This window comes from Duganella sp. Root1480D1 (genome assembly GCF_001427305.1).
GTDB lineage: Bacteria > Pseudomonadota > Gammaproteobacteria > Burkholderiales > Burkholderiaceae_D > Rugamonas.
In genome coordinates this window covers 1-15791 of sequence record NZ_LMFZ01000001.1, presented here as the reverse complement: position 1 = coordinate 15791, position 15791 = coordinate 1, and the positions used below count along the sequence as shown (strand labels likewise).

Sequence of the window (15791 nt, the reverse complement as noted above, 5' to 3'; positions counted from 1 at the left end):
CCGCAAACCAGGATGGCCCAGTCTGGCGGAGGGCTGCAAGACAGTATATGACCTGGGTCATGTTTGTGGTAAGTCCGGCAAATCCGGCCGGACTTGACTTCGATCATGTGCAAGCGTCTGCCTGCCCGCTAAGGTAGGCCGATGATCAATGACCAATGCCTGGAGCGCCAGCATGCAGGAGCCGGAATTGCAGGGCTTGTCCCAAGAGGAAGCGCGGCGCAGCCTGGCCGCACAGGGACCGAACAGCCTGCCGCAGGCGCAGCAGCGCATGGCGGCCCTGCTGCTGCATACGGTGCGCGAGCCGATGTTCCTGCTGTTGCTGGTGGCGTCCGTGCTGTACCTTGCGTTGGGCGATTGGCATGAGGGCGTGGCGCTGCTGGTGATGGCCGCCCTGACCATCGGCCTGGCCCTGTTCCAGGAAGGCCGCACCGAGCGCGCCTTGCAAGCCCTGCGCGACCTCAGTTCGCCGCGTGCCCTGGTGCTGCGCGATGGCCGCGCGCTGCGCATTGCCGGCAGCGAAGTGGTGGAGGGCGACTTGCTGTTGCTGGCCGAAGGCGACCGGGTAGCGGCCGATGCCGTCCTGCTGCAGGCCAGCGGCTTGCGCGTCGACGAATCGCTGCTGACCGGCGAATCGCAGGCAGTCGCCAAGAGCGCCGCCGGCGGCCCGCTGCCGCCGGCCACTCCGGGCGGCGACGAGATGCCTTTCGTGTGGTCTGGATCGCTGGTGCTGCAGGGCGAAGGGCTGGCGCGCGTCAGCGCCACCGGGCCGCGCACCGAGTTGGGCAAGATCGGGCGCAGCCTGCAGGCGGTGGGCAGCGAGCCGTCGCCGATGCAGCGCGATGCAAGCCGCATGACGCGGCTGATGGCAGTGGCGGGCGTGGCAGTGAGCTTGCTGGCGGTCCTGCTGTATGGCTTGCAGGGCGGGGACTGGCTGGCAGCCATCCTGGCCGGCATTGCATTGACGATGTCGCTGTTGCCGGCTGAATTCCCGGTGATCATGACGGTGTTCCTGGCGATTGGTGCCTGGCGCATGGCGCGCGTGCAGGTATTGACGCGGCGCCTGCCGTCGATCGAGGCACTGGGCTCGATTACGGTGCTGTGCACCGACAAGACCGGCACCCTGACGCAGAACCGCATGGGCGTCGAACAGTTGTATGCCGAGGGCGAATTGCTGCAACTGCCGTTTTCCGCCCAGGACGTGCTGCCTGCCGCTTTCGATGACCTGGTGCGCTTTGCCGCGCTGGCCAGCAAGCCGCGCGCCAGCGATCCGATGGAGCAGGCCTTCCACGCCCTGGCCGGCAGCCCGCGCCAGGATGGGCTGCTGCGCGAATATCCGCTGTCGGCCGGCCTGCGTGCCATGACCCAGGTGTGGGACGAGGGCGAGGCCGACCTGGCGACCGTGGCGGCCAAGGGCGCGCCGGAGGCGATCGGCGCGCTGTGCCGGCTGGACGCAACGCAGATGACGGCCATGCGCGCGGCGGCCGACCGCATGGCGGCACAAGGCTTGCGCGTGCTCGGGGTGGCGCGCGCGCAGCATGCGCTGTCCCTGCTGCCGGCGGGACAGGACGGTTTCCGCTACAGTTTCCTCGGCCTGATGGGCCTGGCCGACCCCTTGCGTGCCGAAGTGCCGGATGCGGTCGGCCAATGCCACGCCGCCGGCATCCGCGTCATCATGATCACCGGCGACTACCCGGTTACGGCCAGCAGCATTGCGCAGCGCGCCGGCCTGGCTGGCGGGGCCGTGCTGACGGGCGAGGAGCTGGAACGGCTGGACGATGCGGCGTTGCGCGCGCGCCTTGCCGCCGTTACGGTGTGCGCGCGCATCAGCCCCATGCAGAAGCTGCGCATCGTCGAAGCGCTGAAAGCCAACGGCGAAGTAGTGGCCATGACCGGCGATGGCGTGAACGATGCCCCGGCCCTGAAAGCGGCCCACGTCGGCATTGCCATGGGCCAGCGCGGCACCGACGTGGCACGCGAGGCGGCGGCGCTGGTGCTGCTGGACGATAATTTCGCCTCCATCGTGCGCGGCATCCGCCTGGGCCGCCGCATCTTCGCCAATATGCGCAGCGCCTTCTCGTATGTGTTTGCGATCCATGTGCCGATTGCCGGCATGGCCTTACTGCCCGCAGTGATGGGTTGGCCGATGCTGTTGTATCCGATGCATATAGCCTTTCTCGAACTGGTGATCGGGCCGGCATGTTCGCTGGCCTTTGAATACGAAGCGTCCGATGCCGGCGCCATGGCAAGGCCGCCGCGCCGGGCCGATGCGCCCCTGCTGGAGCGCGCCACCCTGGCCGGCGCCCTGGTGCAGGGCGTGGTTGGCCTGCTGGCCACCGCGCTGGCCTATGCCCTGGCGCTTGGGCAGTTGCCGGCGCCCGCGGCACGTGCTGCAGGCTTCGCGGCCCTGGTGCTGGTCAACCTGTCGCTGATATTCTCGAACCTGTCCGCCGCCCGCAGCGCGCTGCTGCGCCAGGCGGCCGGCAACCGCGTGTCGCACCTGGTGGCGGCCGTGACCTGCACCATGCTGCTGCTGGTGCTGTATGTACCGCCGCTGGGACAGGCATTCCAGTTCGGCGTGCTGGGCGCGCTGGAGCTGGGGCTGGCCCTGGCGGTGGGCCTGGCTTGTTTTGTGGTCAACCAGGCGGCCATGCGTGCCGCCGTGCGCTGGCAGCGCCCAATTGAGAGGAAAGCATGAGCATTCGCAACCTGGAATTCCTGTTCCAACCATCGTCGGTGGCCGTAATCGGCGCCTCCGAGCGGCCGCACAGCGTGGGCGCCACGGTGCTGGCCAACGTGCTGCAGGGCGGCTTCCGCGGCCCGGTGTGGCCGGTCAATCCCAAGTACTCCGCGCTGGGCGGCCGTACTGCCTACCACCGCGTGCGCGACCTGCCGCAGGCGCCTGGCCTGGCGCTGATCTGCACCCCGCCAGCCACGGTGCCGGGGCTGGTCGGGGAGCTGGGGCAGATGGGTTGCAAGGCGGCGGTGGTGATCACGGCCGGCTTGGATGCGGCGCAAAAGGCGGCCATGCTGGCGGCGGCCCGGCCGCACCTGCTGCGCATCCTCGGCCCCAATTGCGTCGGCCTGCTGGCCCCCGGCATCGGCCTGAATGGCAGCTTTGCCCACCTGCCGGCGCTGCCCGGCAAGCTGGCCTTCGTATCGCAGTCGGGCGCCATGGTGACCGGCATCCTCGATTGGGCACGTACCCGCAATATCGGCTTCTCGCGCTTCATTTCGCTGGGCGACAGCAGCGACGTGGATTTTGGCGACGTGCTGGATTACCTGGCCACCGACCGCGAGACCGAGGCCATCCTGTTGTACATGGAAGACGTGCGGGCGGCGCGCAAGTTCATGTCGGCGGCCCGCGCAGCGGCGCGCAGCAAGCCGGTGCTGGTGGTGAAGTCGGGTCGCTTTGCCGAAGGCGCGCGGGCTGCCAATTCGCATACCGGGGCGCTGGCCGGTTCCGATGCCGTGTACGACGCCGCCATCCGGCGCGCCGGCATGCTGCGCGTGCTGAGCACGGAGGACCTGTTCGATGCGGTGGAAACGCTGGCGACCGGCCGTCCCCTGGCGGGCGAGCGGCTGGCGATCCTGACCAACGGCGGCGGCCCCGGCGTGCTGGCCACCGATGCGCTGGTAGGAGCCGGGGGCACGCTGGCGGAGCTGGCGCCGGCCACCTTGCGCCGGCTGGATGAAGTGCTGCCTGCCACCTGGTCGCATGCCAATCCGGTCGACATCATCGGCGATGCGCCGGGCCGGCGCTACAGCGAAGCCTTGCAGGCGCTGTTGCAGGACGAGGGCGTTGATGCAGTGCTGGTGATGCACGCACCAACCGCCATCGTGCCGTCGATGGAAGTGGCCCAGGCAGTGGCGGCGACGGCGCGCGATGCCAGCCGCAATGTGCTGTCCTGCTGGCTGGGCGGCGAGGGCATGGCGCCGGCACGGCGGGTACTGGGCGAAGCCGGCGTGGCCGGCTATGACACGCCGGAGGATGCGGTGGGCGGCTTCATGCAGATGGTGAATTACCGCCGCGCGCAGCAATTGCTGATGGAGGTGCCGGCCGCCGCTGCCGGCGACTTCTGTCCGGACCAGGTCCGCGCGCGGCAAGTGATCGCCCATGCGCTGCAATCGAGCCGCCCCATGCTGAGCGAGCCGGAAGCCAAGGAGGTGCTGGCCTGTTACGGCATACCGGTGGTGGAAACGGCGATTGCCGACCGGGTGGAAGCGGCGGTGCTGCTGGCTGGGCGCATCGGCTATCCGGTAGCGCTGAAAATCCTGTCGCCGGATATCACCCACAAGACGGAAGTAGGCGGCGTTGAACTGGACCTGGAAACGCCGGAAGCGGTGCGCGCTGCGGCACTGGCAATGCGCGACCGCCTGCACGCGCTGCATCCGAAGGCGCACCTGCGCGGCTTCACAGTGCAGGCCATGGCGCGCCGGCCTGGTGCGCATGAACTGATCGTGGGCGCTAGCTGCGATCCGGTATTCGGCCCCGTGATCCTGTTCGGCCAGGGCGGCATCGCGGTGGAAACCATCGGCGACCGTGCGTTGGCGCTGCCGCCGCTGAACCAGGTACTGGCACGCGACCTGGTCGGGCGCACCCGCGTGGCGCGCCTGCTGGCGGGCTACCGCGGCCGCCCGGCGGCCGACATGGAGGCGCTGTCCACGGTGCTGGTGCGCATTGCCACCCTGCTGGCCGACTTGCCCGAGGTGCAGGAACTGGACATCAACCCCTTGCTGGCGGATGAACACGGCGTGCTGGCGCTCGATGCGCGCATGCGGGTGGCGCCGGCTGCGCAAATCGGGCCGGCGCGCTTTGCCATCCGGCCCTACCCGGCGGAGCTGGAAGAAAGCGTGACCTGGGACGGGAGTGCGCTGTTGCTGCGCCCGATCCGCCCTGAAGACGCGCCGCAGCACAGTACCTTCTTTGCCGCCCTGACGCCGGAAGACGTGCGCTTCCGCATGTTCGCGCAGATGCAGTCGCTGCCGCCGGCGCAGCTGGCGCGCTGGACCCAGATCGACTATGACCGCGAAATGGCCTTCATCGCCACCCGCATGGGCGCCAACGGGCCGGAAACGCTGGGCGTGGCGCGGGCGGTGGCAGACCCGGACAACATCAGCGCGGAATTCGCCGTAGTGGTGCGCTCCGACCTGAAAGGGCGCGGCCTGGGGGCACTCCTGATGGAGAAAATGCTGCGCTATTGCCGCGCGCGCGGCACGCAGGAACTGGTGGGGGAAGCCTTGCCGGAAAACCTGCGCATGCTGCAGCTGGCGCACCACCTGGGCTTCACGGTGGCGCCGGCTGCCGCGGAAGGCGCCATCGGCATGCGCCTGGTACTGAGCGGGCCAATCGGAGGAGCTTGAACTAGCGAGGCAGGGCGGCGTCGCCATCCAGCAGGCGCGCTGCCTGCTGGTTGCGCGCCTTCAGCTCGCGCACGCGCCGGTCGCAGCGATGCACCTCAAGCAAGCCCTTGATGGCCAGGTAGCTGCCAAGCAGGACCAGCACCGCGCTCAACACCAGCAAAGGCCATAGCAGCAGCACCACTTCATGGAAGCGGTAGCTGCCGGAGGTGGCAATCAGCAGGCCCAGTACCGACAAGGGCAGCGCGAACACGGCGATGCCGGTGCGCAGCAGGGACAGCGCCGTGCGCTCCTCCGACAGCAGGAGCTGGATTTCGTTGGAGAGCAGCAGCAAGCTGCCATGGCCGGCATCCTTCATTGCGTCATCAGCAGCGGCACGGGGCTCTGTTCGACCAGGCTGGCCGTGGTGCTGCCCAGGACCCAGTCGTGCATGCGGCTATGGCCATAGGCTCCGGCCACCAGCAGGTCGACACGGTTCTGGCGCGCCAGCTCGCACAGGGCGCCGCCGGTTTCCGTAACGGTATCGAGGCCCACGACGCGCACGTTGCGATGGTGGCGGGCCAGGTAGGTGGCCAGGTCGGCGCCAGGTTCGGCGCCCATGTCGATGCGTTCCGACTCCGGGTTGACGACGGCGACCAATACTTGCGAGGCATGTTGCAGAAGGGGTAGCGCGAAGGCCAGCGCGCGGCTGGCGCCGGCACTGCCATTCCAGGCGATCATGATCTTGTCCAGCTTTGCGGCCGGTTGGGACAGGCTGGGCGGTACCAGCAGCACCGGGCGCACGCTTTGGGTGACCAGGCGGCCCGGCAGGCGCGATGGCGCCAGGACGCCGTAGTCGGCCACGTCCTGGGTGCCGGCTACCAGCAGGTCGCAGTAGCGCGACTCCAGCACCAGGGCTTCGACCGCCGATGTATCGAGCAGTCGCGATTCGAAGGAATCCACTTCCGCTTCAAAGCATTGGCGCTCGAACGCTTCCAGCCGCTGGCGGGCTTCCTGGCGCAACGATTCCGGATCGGGCGTGGGCATGACCGCCATCGGGGCGCCCGTTGCCATCAGGGTGTTCAGTTCCAGCCAGCCGCTGACGGCGGTGCCGACCAGGTGGGCAGCGTGTGCCCGGGCCAGGCCCGCAGCAACGGCAAACGTGGCCGGCATGCCGGAGACAGGGCTAACGTGGACAACAATTGTCTTGTACATGATCTGCTCCAAGTCGGGGTTTATGACATTTTCCATTGCAGCCACCAGAAGGCGGCCACGCCCAGCAACACCAGCAGGCCGATACTGTGCCAGCCGCGCCGGATGCCTTGATCCGGCTGGCCCGCCTTTTCGCCATTGAACATCGATGCAACCAGGTTTTCGTGATGCAGCCGGCTGCTGGCAATAACTGCTGCAATGTGGAGCAGCACCAGTGCCAGCATCAGGTTGGCAAAGGTTTCGTGGACTTCTTCCCAAAGCTCCGCGCTGGATTCCTGGAATGCCGCCCAGCCAGTAGCGGTGGTGGCTGCACCCAGGGCGAGCAAGCCGAGGATGGCGAGGGCGCCCGCCGGGTTATGGCCGAGGAAGTGCTGCGGCTTGCCGTGCAGGAGTGAGCGCAGGTAGCCGGCTACTGCTGCAGGTCCGCGCACGAATTGGCCGAAGCGCGCGTAGCGCGAGCCGATAAGGCCCCACACCAGCCGAAATGCGATCAGGCCTGCCATGGTGTAGCCAAGCGTGACATGCACCAGGCGCCATTGCTCGCTCTCCGCCGTCAGGTAGGCACCGGCGAAGCAAAGCGCCATCAGCCAATGGAAGACGCGCACCGGTACATCCCACACCAGGATGGATGCGCCAGTTGAAGCTTGCTTGTTTTGTTTGCTCTCCAACATATGGCCTCCAGCCGGCAGGGTATGAGGCCATGCTATTGCCCGGCAAGCGCTGCTTCAATGATCCAGATCAATTGCCAGGGGTTCTGTTCGGCCTTTCGGTCTCGGTCGTGCCATGGCTGCCAGGCGACTGGAAGTTGTTAACGGTTTCTGTGGAAAACCCTGTTAACAAGGCCCGGGGCGCTTGGCTAAGCATTTGATCCAATTGGGAAAAATTCCACTGCGCAAATACTGGGCAATCGAAACAAGCCCTTTGGCAACAAGTGATAAAGTGTCTTATCGACAATCTTCGTGCGGGTCGCCATGCTCCAGCCGCAGAACAAGCAGACAGACGCTTTCATTTCGACCGGCATTGCCGGCCTGGACTCGATCCTGGCCGGCGGCCTGACCAAGGACCGGCTGTATCTGCTGGAAGGCGATCCGGGAACGGGCAAGACCACCATGGCGCTGCAGTTCCTGATGGAAGGGGCCAGGCACGGCGAAAAGGTGCTCTATATCACCCTGGCGGAAAACGAAGTGGAACTGCGTGCGGTGGCGCAATCGCATGGCTTTTCGTTGGAAGGCATTACCGTGCACGAGATCATCCCGGCCGAAGGGGTGCTCGACCCGGATGAGCAGTATACGGTGTTTCATCCCTCCGAGGTCGAACTGGGCGAAACCAACAGGGCGATCCTGACGCAGATCGACCGGCTCAATCCCTCCCGCGTGGTGTTGGATTCGCTGTCGGAGCTGCAGCTCCTGGCCGCCAGTCCCTTGCGCTACCGGCGCCATGTGCTGGCGCTGAAGCAGTACTTCGCCAAGCGCGCCTGCACAGCGCTGTTCCTGGACGATAAAACGGCCGTGGGCGGCGACCAGCAGGTGCGCAGCATTGCGCACGGCGTGATCTCGCTGCAGCAGATTGAATCGGGGTATGGCGCCGAACGCCGCGTCTTGCGCGTATTGAAATATCGCGGCATCGATTACCGGCGCGGGCCGCACGACTATGTGATTGTCCCGGGCGGCGTGATGGCCTATCCGCGCATCGTGGCGTCCGAATCGCGCGAACTGGTACGGCGGCAGCAGGTGGCAAGCGGATTGGCGGCACTGGATGCCTTGCTGGGGGGCGGGATCGAGGAGGGTTCCAGCACGTTGATCTCGGGACCGCCAGGAACCGGCAAATCCAGCCTCGCAGCCCAGTTCGTGAAAGCCGTGACGGATCGCCGGCAGAAGGCTGCCATGTTCGTGTTCGAGGAATCGTTCAATACCTTGCTTAACCGGGCCGATGGCATCGGCATGGATTTGCGCGCGCCGCTGGAGTCGGGCCTGCTGGAAGTAAACGAGATCGATCCTGCCGAACTTTCGCCCGGCCAGTTCTCGCACGCGGTGTGCAAGGCCGCCGACGAAGGCGCAAAGGTGATCGTGATCGACAGCCTGAACGGCTATATGAATGCGATGCCGGAATCACGCTTCCTCACCATCCACCTGCGTGAGGTGCTGACTTACCTGGGACAGCGCGGCGTGGTGACCTTGCTGGTCGGGGTACAGCAGGGCGTGATCGGGCCATTGGGCAGCAATTTGGACGTCAGCTACCTGGCCGACAACGTGCTGATGCTGCGCTATTACGAGGCTGGCGGTGCGGTGCACAAGGCCTTGTCGGTATTTAAAAAGCGCGGCAGCCAGCACGAAACCACCCTGCGCGCCTTTGCTATTACCAATAAAGGCATTGAAGTGGGAGCGGTGCTGAAGGACTTCCGCGGCATCCTGACAGGGGTGCCGGTCAAAGTGTCGCGAGACGAGGAACAAGTCGAGCATGAGTGAGCTGGAACAGCGCATTGTCATCTTCGCCCCTGTCGGCAAGGATGCACGCCTGATCGAGCAGGTGCTGGGGCAGGCACGCGTGGCTTGCCACATCTGTCCCGAACTGGGCGAAGTAGTGCAGGACCTGCAACGAGGCGCCGCTGCGCTGTTCGTGATCGAAGAAGCCTTCAACGACGATTTCCTGCGCGAACTTACCAGCTTCCTTGCCGCCCAGCCCGCGTGGTCGGATTTGCCGGTGCTGGTTCTCAGCAAGGAAGGGCTGGATTCGCCCGGCATCCAGAGGATTTTTGAACAGGTCGGCAATGTTACGCTGCTTGAGCGCCCGGTGCGCAGGGCGACCTTGGTGAGTGCAGCGTTGTCGGCAGGACGTGCCCGCCGGCGCCAATATGAAATGCGCGAGGTCGACCGCCGCAAGGATGAATTCCTGGCGATCCTGGGCCATGAGTTGCGCAACCCGCTGGCGCCGATCCGCACGGCGATGGACGTGCTGAACACGATTCCCAACGCTGATCCCAAAGTGCACAGCATCAGCCAGGTGGTTGAACGGCAGGTCCGGCACCTGACCCGGCTGGTGGACGACCTGCTGGACGTGGCGCGTATCACCAACGACAAGGTCGCGCTCAAATGCGAGAGGGTCAGCGTTGCGACCGTGCTGCAGCATGCGGTGGAAATCTGCCGCCAGCAGATCGATGCGGGCGGGCATATGCTGGACTTGCGCCAGCCTGCCGGCAGCGTGCTGCTGCTTGGCGACCGGGCGCGCCTGGTCCAGAGCCTGGCCAATGTGCTGAGCAACGCAGTGAAGTTTTCACCGCCAGGTTCGACCATTCACCTGCATGCGGAAGCCGATGGCGAAGACATTGTGTTTACCGTGCGTGACCATGGCGCCGGGCTGGAGCCGGAGTCGTGCTTGCGCATCTTTGACTTGTTCGTGCAAGGCCAGGCAGGACGCGCCAATACCCTGGGCGGCCTGGGGATCGGGCTTAGCCTGGCCCAGCGATTTACGCGCATGCATGGCGGGAATGTCTCGGTGACCAGCGAGGGCAGCGGCAAGGGATGTGAATTTATGCTGCGCATGCCTATCGTGGTGGCGGAACGGCGCAGCAAGGTGCGCCTGTCGGCAGGCGCCTCCAGGCCCCATGCCGACGAAATGCTGCGCGTGCTTGTGGTGGACGACAATGAAGACGGCGCGGACATGCTGCAGGTGATGCTGGAAATGGACGGGTACGAAGTGGCCAAGGCCCATGACGGGCAGGGCGCAATCGCGCTGGTTCAGCGCTTCCATCCGCATGTCATCCTGATGGATATCGGCCTGCCCGATATGCAGGGCCATGAAGCGGCGCGCCGCATCGGTGAACTGGAAGGCAGCGAAGACATTCTTTTCATCGCCATGACGGGCTGGGGACACGATGAGGCGCGCCGCCAGGCGGCCGAGGCCGGCATGCAGCATTACCTGGTCAAGCCGGTGGACTTGAATGTGCTGCGCAAATACCTGTCCGGAGTGCGCGGACAGGCCTTGCAGCGCGCCTGACTGCGTGCTTACTGGGCCGCGGTGGCGTTCAGCGAGACGCCACTGAAGGTCGAGTAGGAACGGATGCCGATATACCAGGTCCCTGCTTGCGGGTTGCTCAGCGCGCAGGATTCCGCGTTGCCGGTCTTGTAGGGACGGCAGGCGTAATCGTTGGCAGTCGGCTGCGCGCCAAAGCGGACGTACAGGTCGCCGTCGCCGCTGCCGCCGCTCATGTTCACATTCAGGGTGTTCGCACATTCCGGTACATTGATGCTGAAGTACAGCCAATTGCCCGCGGTGGCGGTCAGGCTGGACTGGTTCAGCGTCACGCTGGCGCATGGCAGGTTCAAGCTGCTGGGGAGCGAGTGCAGCAGGTTGGTGGTGACAGTGCCGTCGGCGGCAAACGTCAGCTGGTACAGGCGGTCGAATTCCGTCTCCGCGATGGCGCTGCCGGGATCGCCGCCCAGTTGGCGGATCAGGTCGGGCGTGGTGTCGGAGTGACCAACCACCAGGGCATTGTCGGGCAGGGCGCGCAGTTGCTGCGCGAACGCGGCAAGCTGGCTGCCGTCGTAGCTGGTGACCGGCAGGTTCAGGTAGCTGGCCAGGGGCTGCGCAGTCTGCTGCGTGCGCTGGTAGGCAGTCGAATAGATATGCCTGACCTGGGCGTCTTTCAGGGTCGCGGCAATGTTGGTGGCGCGTACCTGTCCTTCCGCAGTCAGTACTGGATCGGTGCCGGTGGCCGATTTCTCGGCGTGGCGTGTCAGGTAGATGGTGTTGGCGCTGGCTGGAAGCTGTGCGGCGCAAAGCGCCAGGGCAAGGCTGCCCAATATCTTTTTCATGTAGTCTCCCGAAATGAATAGTTTCCAAATGTTGCATTAAAAGCAATAATGCGACGGCGAGCATACGACAATTCGGAAGAAAGGTGCGTTTTTATTGAGCCTGATCCAGGCCATGGTTTAGCTGTACTAGCTCAGACTTGATATGACACCGTTTGTTAGTTGGACGGCGGCTTTCGCCCCGAACCCGCCGGTCATGGTTTACGCGCATTACGAACATGATTTCAGTTTATTTACTCTAGCGCCACCATGTACTCAACTTCCGAAAGCAGTGAGGTTGGCATTCGAGTTAATAAATTTTTGTTCGGAGGTGATAAATTTCAATCTTCAGTAAACACCTTTCTGACTCCATAGGCGAAGTAGTGGTCATTATCCAGCAGCAAAACTTCGGCATGATCCTCCCTATCGCCAATATAGATATACAATCCTTTATATGAATCTCCATCGTATAAAACTCGCACTTGTCCGATTCGCAGATCCCTATAGACTATTGCATTAGAAGAATTAACTGCCTGAATGTCACTCATATCCTCTATAGTACATAATTCAAATATAGGTTTCCCAACGTTTCTCATTTCAAGAATAATTTGAAGAAAATAATCGATTGATCCGATATTTTCATTATTCTTTATGTAATTGTAAGATAAAAATATTTCTTGTATAAAGCTTTCAGCGTACCCTAATTTTTGATTATATAGTTCTATTGCTAGATTTAGATCTGGGAGGGAATTGTATTTACGCCAAAGCTCCATTAGGATACTTACAAGTCCCATTTTCTCAAATTCGACATAGTACGGTCTTACGATTGGACCGTTGTCAAGCAGGTCAGCAATTTTTTTTATGTGTGTCTTTGGGTTGAATTTTGCAGCAATGAGCGCAGTGTTCTTCTTAAAATCTTTTGGAATCAGAAGCTGAAAATATTTATCGTATGCATCCCATTTTTTTATATCATCGCAGAAAAATATATAAAAATAATGAACCGGATCATTGTCTAATTGTAAATAAAGAAAACAAATGAAATTTGAATTTACGTAGGATTTATTAATTCGAACATTGGTCTGCTGAGAGCCTACGCTTCTACCCTTTGACTGAACTATTACTTGTCGGACGTAATGTTTCGAAATTGGTTGAAGAACAATGAGGTCGGTTCCGTCTAAATCATAGTCCGGTTTTGCGTATTTGAAATTCGCCTTGCCGAGCTCTACCTTTATATAATTTTCTGCCAGCTGCTCAAGTGGCTTATTATCCATCTGATGTAATCCTTTAGTAGAAATTTTATTATTATTATTTTAAATTTTGCATGGCAAGGAATCCGTCCGCTACTGGCCGATAGTGCGCATCAACATAGATTATGCAGTACCTGAGCTCCAAACAAACGTCTCGCCGCGCATGTTGTCAACGGAGGAGGCGCCGGTCAGCGCAACGACCGGAGTAAATCCACATTTTTCGAGGACGCGACGTGACGCAACGTTTGTCGACGCAATATTTGCGATAATTTTTCTTTGCGGCAAAGCTGACGCAAGTTGACCAAGCAGCAAACGTAAAGCTTCAGTAGCTATGCCATTTCCCCAATGTTCCGAGATGACTCTATAGCCAACCGACACAACACCACCCGAAGCTAACGTTGCTTGAAGACTTCCAAGGCAAGCTTGACTCAAAGAGTCCCTAATGACCCAGTGAAGCTGATCGCCATTTAGCCTGCCTTCAACAAAATCCAACATTTGACCGTCAATATCATCTTGCGGGCGATGTCGTGGTGCACGAATCACTTCATAATTGCGCTCATCGATTTCCGCAATAAGCACGACGTCCGCCTCATCGGGGCAGAATAGCTCTAGGTGAATTGGTCTGGATACCATCTTTGTTAGGAGCATTCCCGGTAACTCCGACTAGTTCTTAAGGTCCGCCTTTGGCCGAATTTGACCAGAGCCTGATCAAACTTCAAACCAATGTTTTCGCATTTGACTAAGAAACTCGGTCGTCACAGGAAATCCAGAACTGGACCCAATCACCGAGTCGATCCCGCAGTTTGGGCACAATGCTGTCGTCCCGGTATCAAGCTCCAGCTCAGGCGGTGTGCCTTCCAGCCAATCAACCCAGTCTCGAATTTCGCTCGGACTAAAGTTAGCGAGGCAATGGAAGCACCCGCATCGGCTACTTCCCACTATTTCAGCGCGATGCCGCGAGCTATGTTTATGTGCAGCGAGAATGTCGTTCATTACAAGGTTAACAGATGATTTTTAAAAGCGGCCGCTCCTGGCCGAAAACGGCGGTGATCAGTGTGAGTGTACCGTCCAGCATCGTGCTGTGGGCGAATAACTTAGCATTGGCCGAGCCTCCGCATTTTCAGGGGTTACATCGGCAGGTAGTTCTAATCCAAGTGCCAGCTGCTCGATGAAGTCCAATACCGCATCATGCTCAGCGTTCCCGAGAATCTCTCTGGGTGAAATATCTAGCTCCAATTGCGACTCGTCGAAGAAATGGCAATTAACACTTACTTGCCCAAGCATCACCGACAGAAGATGACTTCCTTCGCGATTGCTGAAAATCGCGCGGCTGCCTGGGAAGCAAGCAGGCGTTCCATCGAAGCTATATGCCAGCTCATGATGGTGGAGCATCGAATCGAAGCGGTCCCAGCTCTGAAGCTGCATATTTTGAACGTACACGTCTCGCAGCGACCCGTCATCAACCCATAAATCACTGTGCGTATTGAATTCTGGTCTCATTAATTTGTGGCTTTTGTAATTGACAGGTCCGCTGCTGGCCGATGAAGGTCATCTGATATTGAATACCGAGGCGTTTATTGCAAATCGAATTGCAGCGCGCTCCTCATCGAAATGAGTGAGTGGCTTGCGCGCGATGTCCTCGTTCCTGATAGTAGACATCAAAGCCAGAATCAGGGCTCGCTACGCAGTACCATCCATCATAAGTCTTTCTGCTCCAATGCAACCAATTGGAGTCTGAATTAAAGCTGCGAAGAACGTCAGAAAGGTTGGGAATCCGGTCCCAAAGTTCGTCGAAGCGCGAAGCGTCACCGCTGAGGTGTACTGTCAATAATGGACACGTCCGTTTCAAGCAGCCAGCGCCTGTTTGTTGAAATTATCTGCAAACAATGCCGGCGATACATAGCCAAGGCGCGAATGCCATGAGTTACGGTAACGGTATCTCGGTGTCNTGAGGTGTACTGTCAATAATGGACACGTCCGTTTCAAGCAGCCAGCGCCTGTTTGTTGAAATTATCTGCAAACAATGCCGGCGATACATAGCCAAGGCGCGAATGACGCCGCTGGCGGTTGTAGAAGATCTCGATGTACTCCTTGATCGCTGATTCTGCGTTAGCCCTTGTAGCGTATCTCTGATGATGAATCATCTCGTTCTTCAAGCTGCCCCAAAAGCTCTCCATGGGGGCGTTGTCATAGCAGTTCCCCTTGCGCGACATGGATGCCCGCATGCCGAACTGCGCGACCAGCTTGCGGTAGTCGTCGGCGCAATATTGGCTGCCGCGATCGGAATGCAGGATCAGGCCGGGCGCTGGCCTTTTGCTGCGTACCGCCCGCCACAGCGCCTGCGCCGTCAACTCTTGCGTCATCCGCGCACCCAAGGCGTAGCCCACCATTTCGCACGTAAAGACGTCCTTGATGCCAGCCAGGTAAAGCCATCCTTCGTCGGTCGGGACATAGGTGATGTCGCTGACCCAGGCTTCGTTGGGCCGCGTCGGTGCAAACCGTTGCTCCAGCAAGTTCGGCGCCACCGGGAACGCATGATTCGAGTTCGTCGTAGCCTTGAACTTCCGCTTCTGCCTGCACCGCAGGCCAAGCTCTCGCCGCAGCCGCACGATCCTGTCACGGCCAGCATTGAAACCCTGCGAGACCAACTCCGGTTGCAGGCGCAAAGGCCGTATGTCTCTCGCGTCTGCACGTGAGTGGCCTTGATCGCAACCTTCAATCGTTCATCATCCTGGGCGCGTTGCGACGGCTTGCGCTCCAACGCTGCGTAGAAACCGCTGCGCGAAACTTCAAAGACGCGGCACAACAAGCCAAGAGGATAATCGAGTCGCACCGATTTCATGAACGCGTACCGGGCAGCGACTCCCTCGCGAAGTACGCGGTGGCCTTTTTTAGCACTTCCTTTTCCATCCGTTCGGTAGCCAGTTCTTTGCGCAGCTTCGCAACCTCGGCCTCAAGCTCTGCGATGCTTCGGCTACCAGGTGGCGCAGCCGGGTCGTTACGGCGTTTTGCCGCGCTCACCCAGTTCGCCAGCGTCCCTTTCGGAATCGCGATACGTTGCGCGGCTTCTTCCAACGTCAGCCCTTGCGCCAGCACCAGTTTTACCGCCTCGGCCCGGAACTCCGGCGTGTATGTTGTTGATCTCATGTTTTCACTCCCTTTGACAAGTTTATCAAATGGAAGTGTCCGAAAAAGTCAGGTTACCTCA

At 61.0% G+C, this 15791-nt stretch carries 11 protein-coding genes and 1 pseudogene; 4 read left to right on the top strand and 8 right to left on the bottom strand.

Going from position 1 to position 15791, the window contains the following annotated elements:
- Positions 1-148 precede the first annotated feature (148 nt).
- Together ASD58_RS00060 and ASD58_RS00055 are read left to right on the top strand one after the other, a co-directional pair.
- Positions 149-2695, top strand: a complete 2547-nt coding sequence (locus tag ASD58_RS00060; RefSeq protein ID WP_229209852.1) for a cation-translocating P-type ATPase — start codon at positions 149-151, stop codon at positions 2693-2695.
- The gene (locus ASD58_RS00055) at positions 2692-5361 is read left to right on the top strand and encodes a bifunctional acetate--CoA ligase family protein/GNAT family N-acetyltransferase (RefSeq protein ID WP_057258821.1); all 2670 of its coding nucleotides are present in this window, start codon (positions 2692-2694) and stop codon (positions 5359-5361) included. The genes ASD58_RS00060 and ASD58_RS00055 overlap by 4 nt, the downstream gene beginning before the upstream one ends.
- Before the next feature lies 1 nt (position 5362).
- Here the strand turns inward: ASD58_RS00055 and ASD58_RS00050 are convergent, their stop codons facing one another.
- Genes ASD58_RS00050 through ASD58_RS00040 form a run of 3 tightly spaced genes read right to left on the bottom strand, consistent with a single transcriptional unit; the run spans position 5363 to position 7220 of the window.
- Positions 5363-5716: a hypothetical protein gene (locus ASD58_RS00050; RefSeq protein WP_057258819.1), complete on the bottom strand. Its 354-nt coding sequence runs from the start codon at positions 5714-5716 to the stop codon at positions 5363-5365.
- Positions 5713-6552 (bottom strand): universal stress protein, encoded by an 840-nt coding sequence (locus ASD58_RS00045; protein WP_162252974.1) that lies wholly within the window; start codon positions 6550-6552, stop codon positions 5713-5715. Before ASD58_RS00045 ends, ASD58_RS00050 begins: the two co-directional genes overlap by 4 nt.
- 20 nt (positions 6553-6572) lie before the next feature.
- Positions 6573-7220 carry a cytochrome b/b6 domain-containing protein gene (locus ASD58_RS00040; RefSeq protein WP_082565142.1) on the bottom strand — a complete coding sequence of 216 codons (648 nt, stop codon included), beginning with the start codon at positions 7218-7220 and terminating at the stop codon, positions 6573-6575.
- Between the two features lie 300 nt (positions 7221-7520).
- On the opposite strand from ASD58_RS00040, the gene ASD58_RS00035 reads away from it, so the two are divergent.
- Complete coding sequence (locus ASD58_RS00035) at positions 7521-9014, top strand: ATPase domain-containing protein (protein ID WP_057259672.1); 1494 nt, start codon at positions 7521-7523, stop codon at positions 9012-9014.
- Entirely contained in the window at positions 9007-10542 is a 1536-nt protein-coding gene (locus tag ASD58_RS00030) for a response regulator (protein WP_057258815.1), read from the top strand. Before ASD58_RS00035 ends, ASD58_RS00030 begins: the two co-directional genes overlap by 8 nt.
- 8 nt (positions 10543-10550) lie before the next feature.
- Here the strand turns inward: ASD58_RS00030 and ASD58_RS00025 are convergent, their stop codons facing one another.
- The 5 genes and pseudogenes from ASD58_RS00025 to ASD58_RS30290 form a co-directional block, all read right to left on the bottom strand.
- On the bottom strand, positions 10551-11360 hold the full coding sequence (locus ASD58_RS00025; protein WP_057258813.1) for a pre-peptidase C-terminal domain-containing protein: 810 nt from the start codon (positions 11358-11360) through the stop codon (positions 10551-10553).
- Positions 11361-11677: 317 nt separating this feature from the next.
- Complete coding sequence (locus ASD58_RS00020; protein WP_057258810.1) at positions 11678-12607, bottom strand: hypothetical protein; 930 nt, start codon at positions 12605-12607, stop codon at positions 11678-11680.
- A gap of 99 nt (positions 12608-12706) precedes the next feature.
- Positions 12707-13216: a GNAT family N-acetyltransferase gene (locus ASD58_RS30300; RefSeq protein WP_082565184.1), complete on the bottom strand. Its 510-nt coding sequence runs from the start codon at positions 13214-13216 to the stop codon at positions 12707-12709.
- A gap of 417 nt (positions 13217-13633) precedes the next feature.
- Positions 13634-14083: a hypothetical protein gene (locus tag ASD58_RS30975; RefSeq protein WP_156401079.1), complete on the bottom strand. Its 450-nt coding sequence runs from the start codon at positions 14081-14083 to the stop codon at positions 13634-13636.
- Between the two features lie 482 nt (positions 14084-14565).
- Positions 14566-15730, bottom strand: a pseudogene (locus ASD58_RS30290) (IS3 family transposase).
- Between the last annotated feature and the right edge of the window lie 61 nt (positions 15731-15791).

Bases quoted from the DNA above. Each gene is read 5' to 3' on its own strand.
- ASD58_RS00060 (WP_229209852.1), top strand. From the start codon at position 149: ATGACCAATGCCTGGAGCGCCAGCATGCAGGAGCCGGAATTGCAGGGC.
- ASD58_RS00055 (WP_057258821.1), top strand. From the start codon at position 2,692: ATGAGCATTCGCAACCTGGAATTCCTGTTCCAACCATCGTCGGTGGCC.
- ASD58_RS00050 (WP_057258819.1), bottom strand. From the start codon at position 5,716: ATGAAGGATGCCGGCCATGGCAGCTTGCTGCTGCTCTCCAACGAAATC.
- ASD58_RS00045 (WP_162252974.1), bottom strand. From the start codon at position 6,552: ATGTACAAGACAATTGTTGTCCACGTTAGCCCTGTCTCCGGCATGCCG.
- ASD58_RS00040 (WP_082565142.1), bottom strand. From the start codon at position 7,220: ATGTTGGAGAGCAAACAAAACAAGCAAGCTTCAACTGGCGCATCCATC.
- ASD58_RS00035 (WP_057259672.1), top strand. From the start codon at position 7,521: ATGCTCCAGCCGCAGAACAAGCAGACAGACGCTTTCATTTCGACCGGC.
- ASD58_RS00030 (WP_057258815.1), top strand. From the start codon at position 9,007: ATGAGTGAGCTGGAACAGCGCATTGTCATCTTCGCCCCTGTCGGCAAG.
- ASD58_RS00025 (WP_057258813.1), bottom strand. From the start codon at position 11,360: ATGAAAAAGATATTGGGCAGCCTTGCCCTGGCGCTTTGCGCCGCACAG.
- ASD58_RS00020 (WP_057258810.1), bottom strand. From the start codon at position 12,607: ATGGATAATAAGCCACTTGAGCAGCTGGCAGAAAATTATATAAAGGTA.
- ASD58_RS30300 (WP_082565184.1), bottom strand. From the start codon at position 13,216: ATGGTATCCAGACCAATTCACCTAGAGCTATTCTGCCCCGATGAGGCG.
- ASD58_RS30975 (WP_156401079.1), bottom strand. From the start codon at position 14,083: ATGAGACCAGAATTCAATACGCACAGTGATTTATGGGTTGATGACGGG.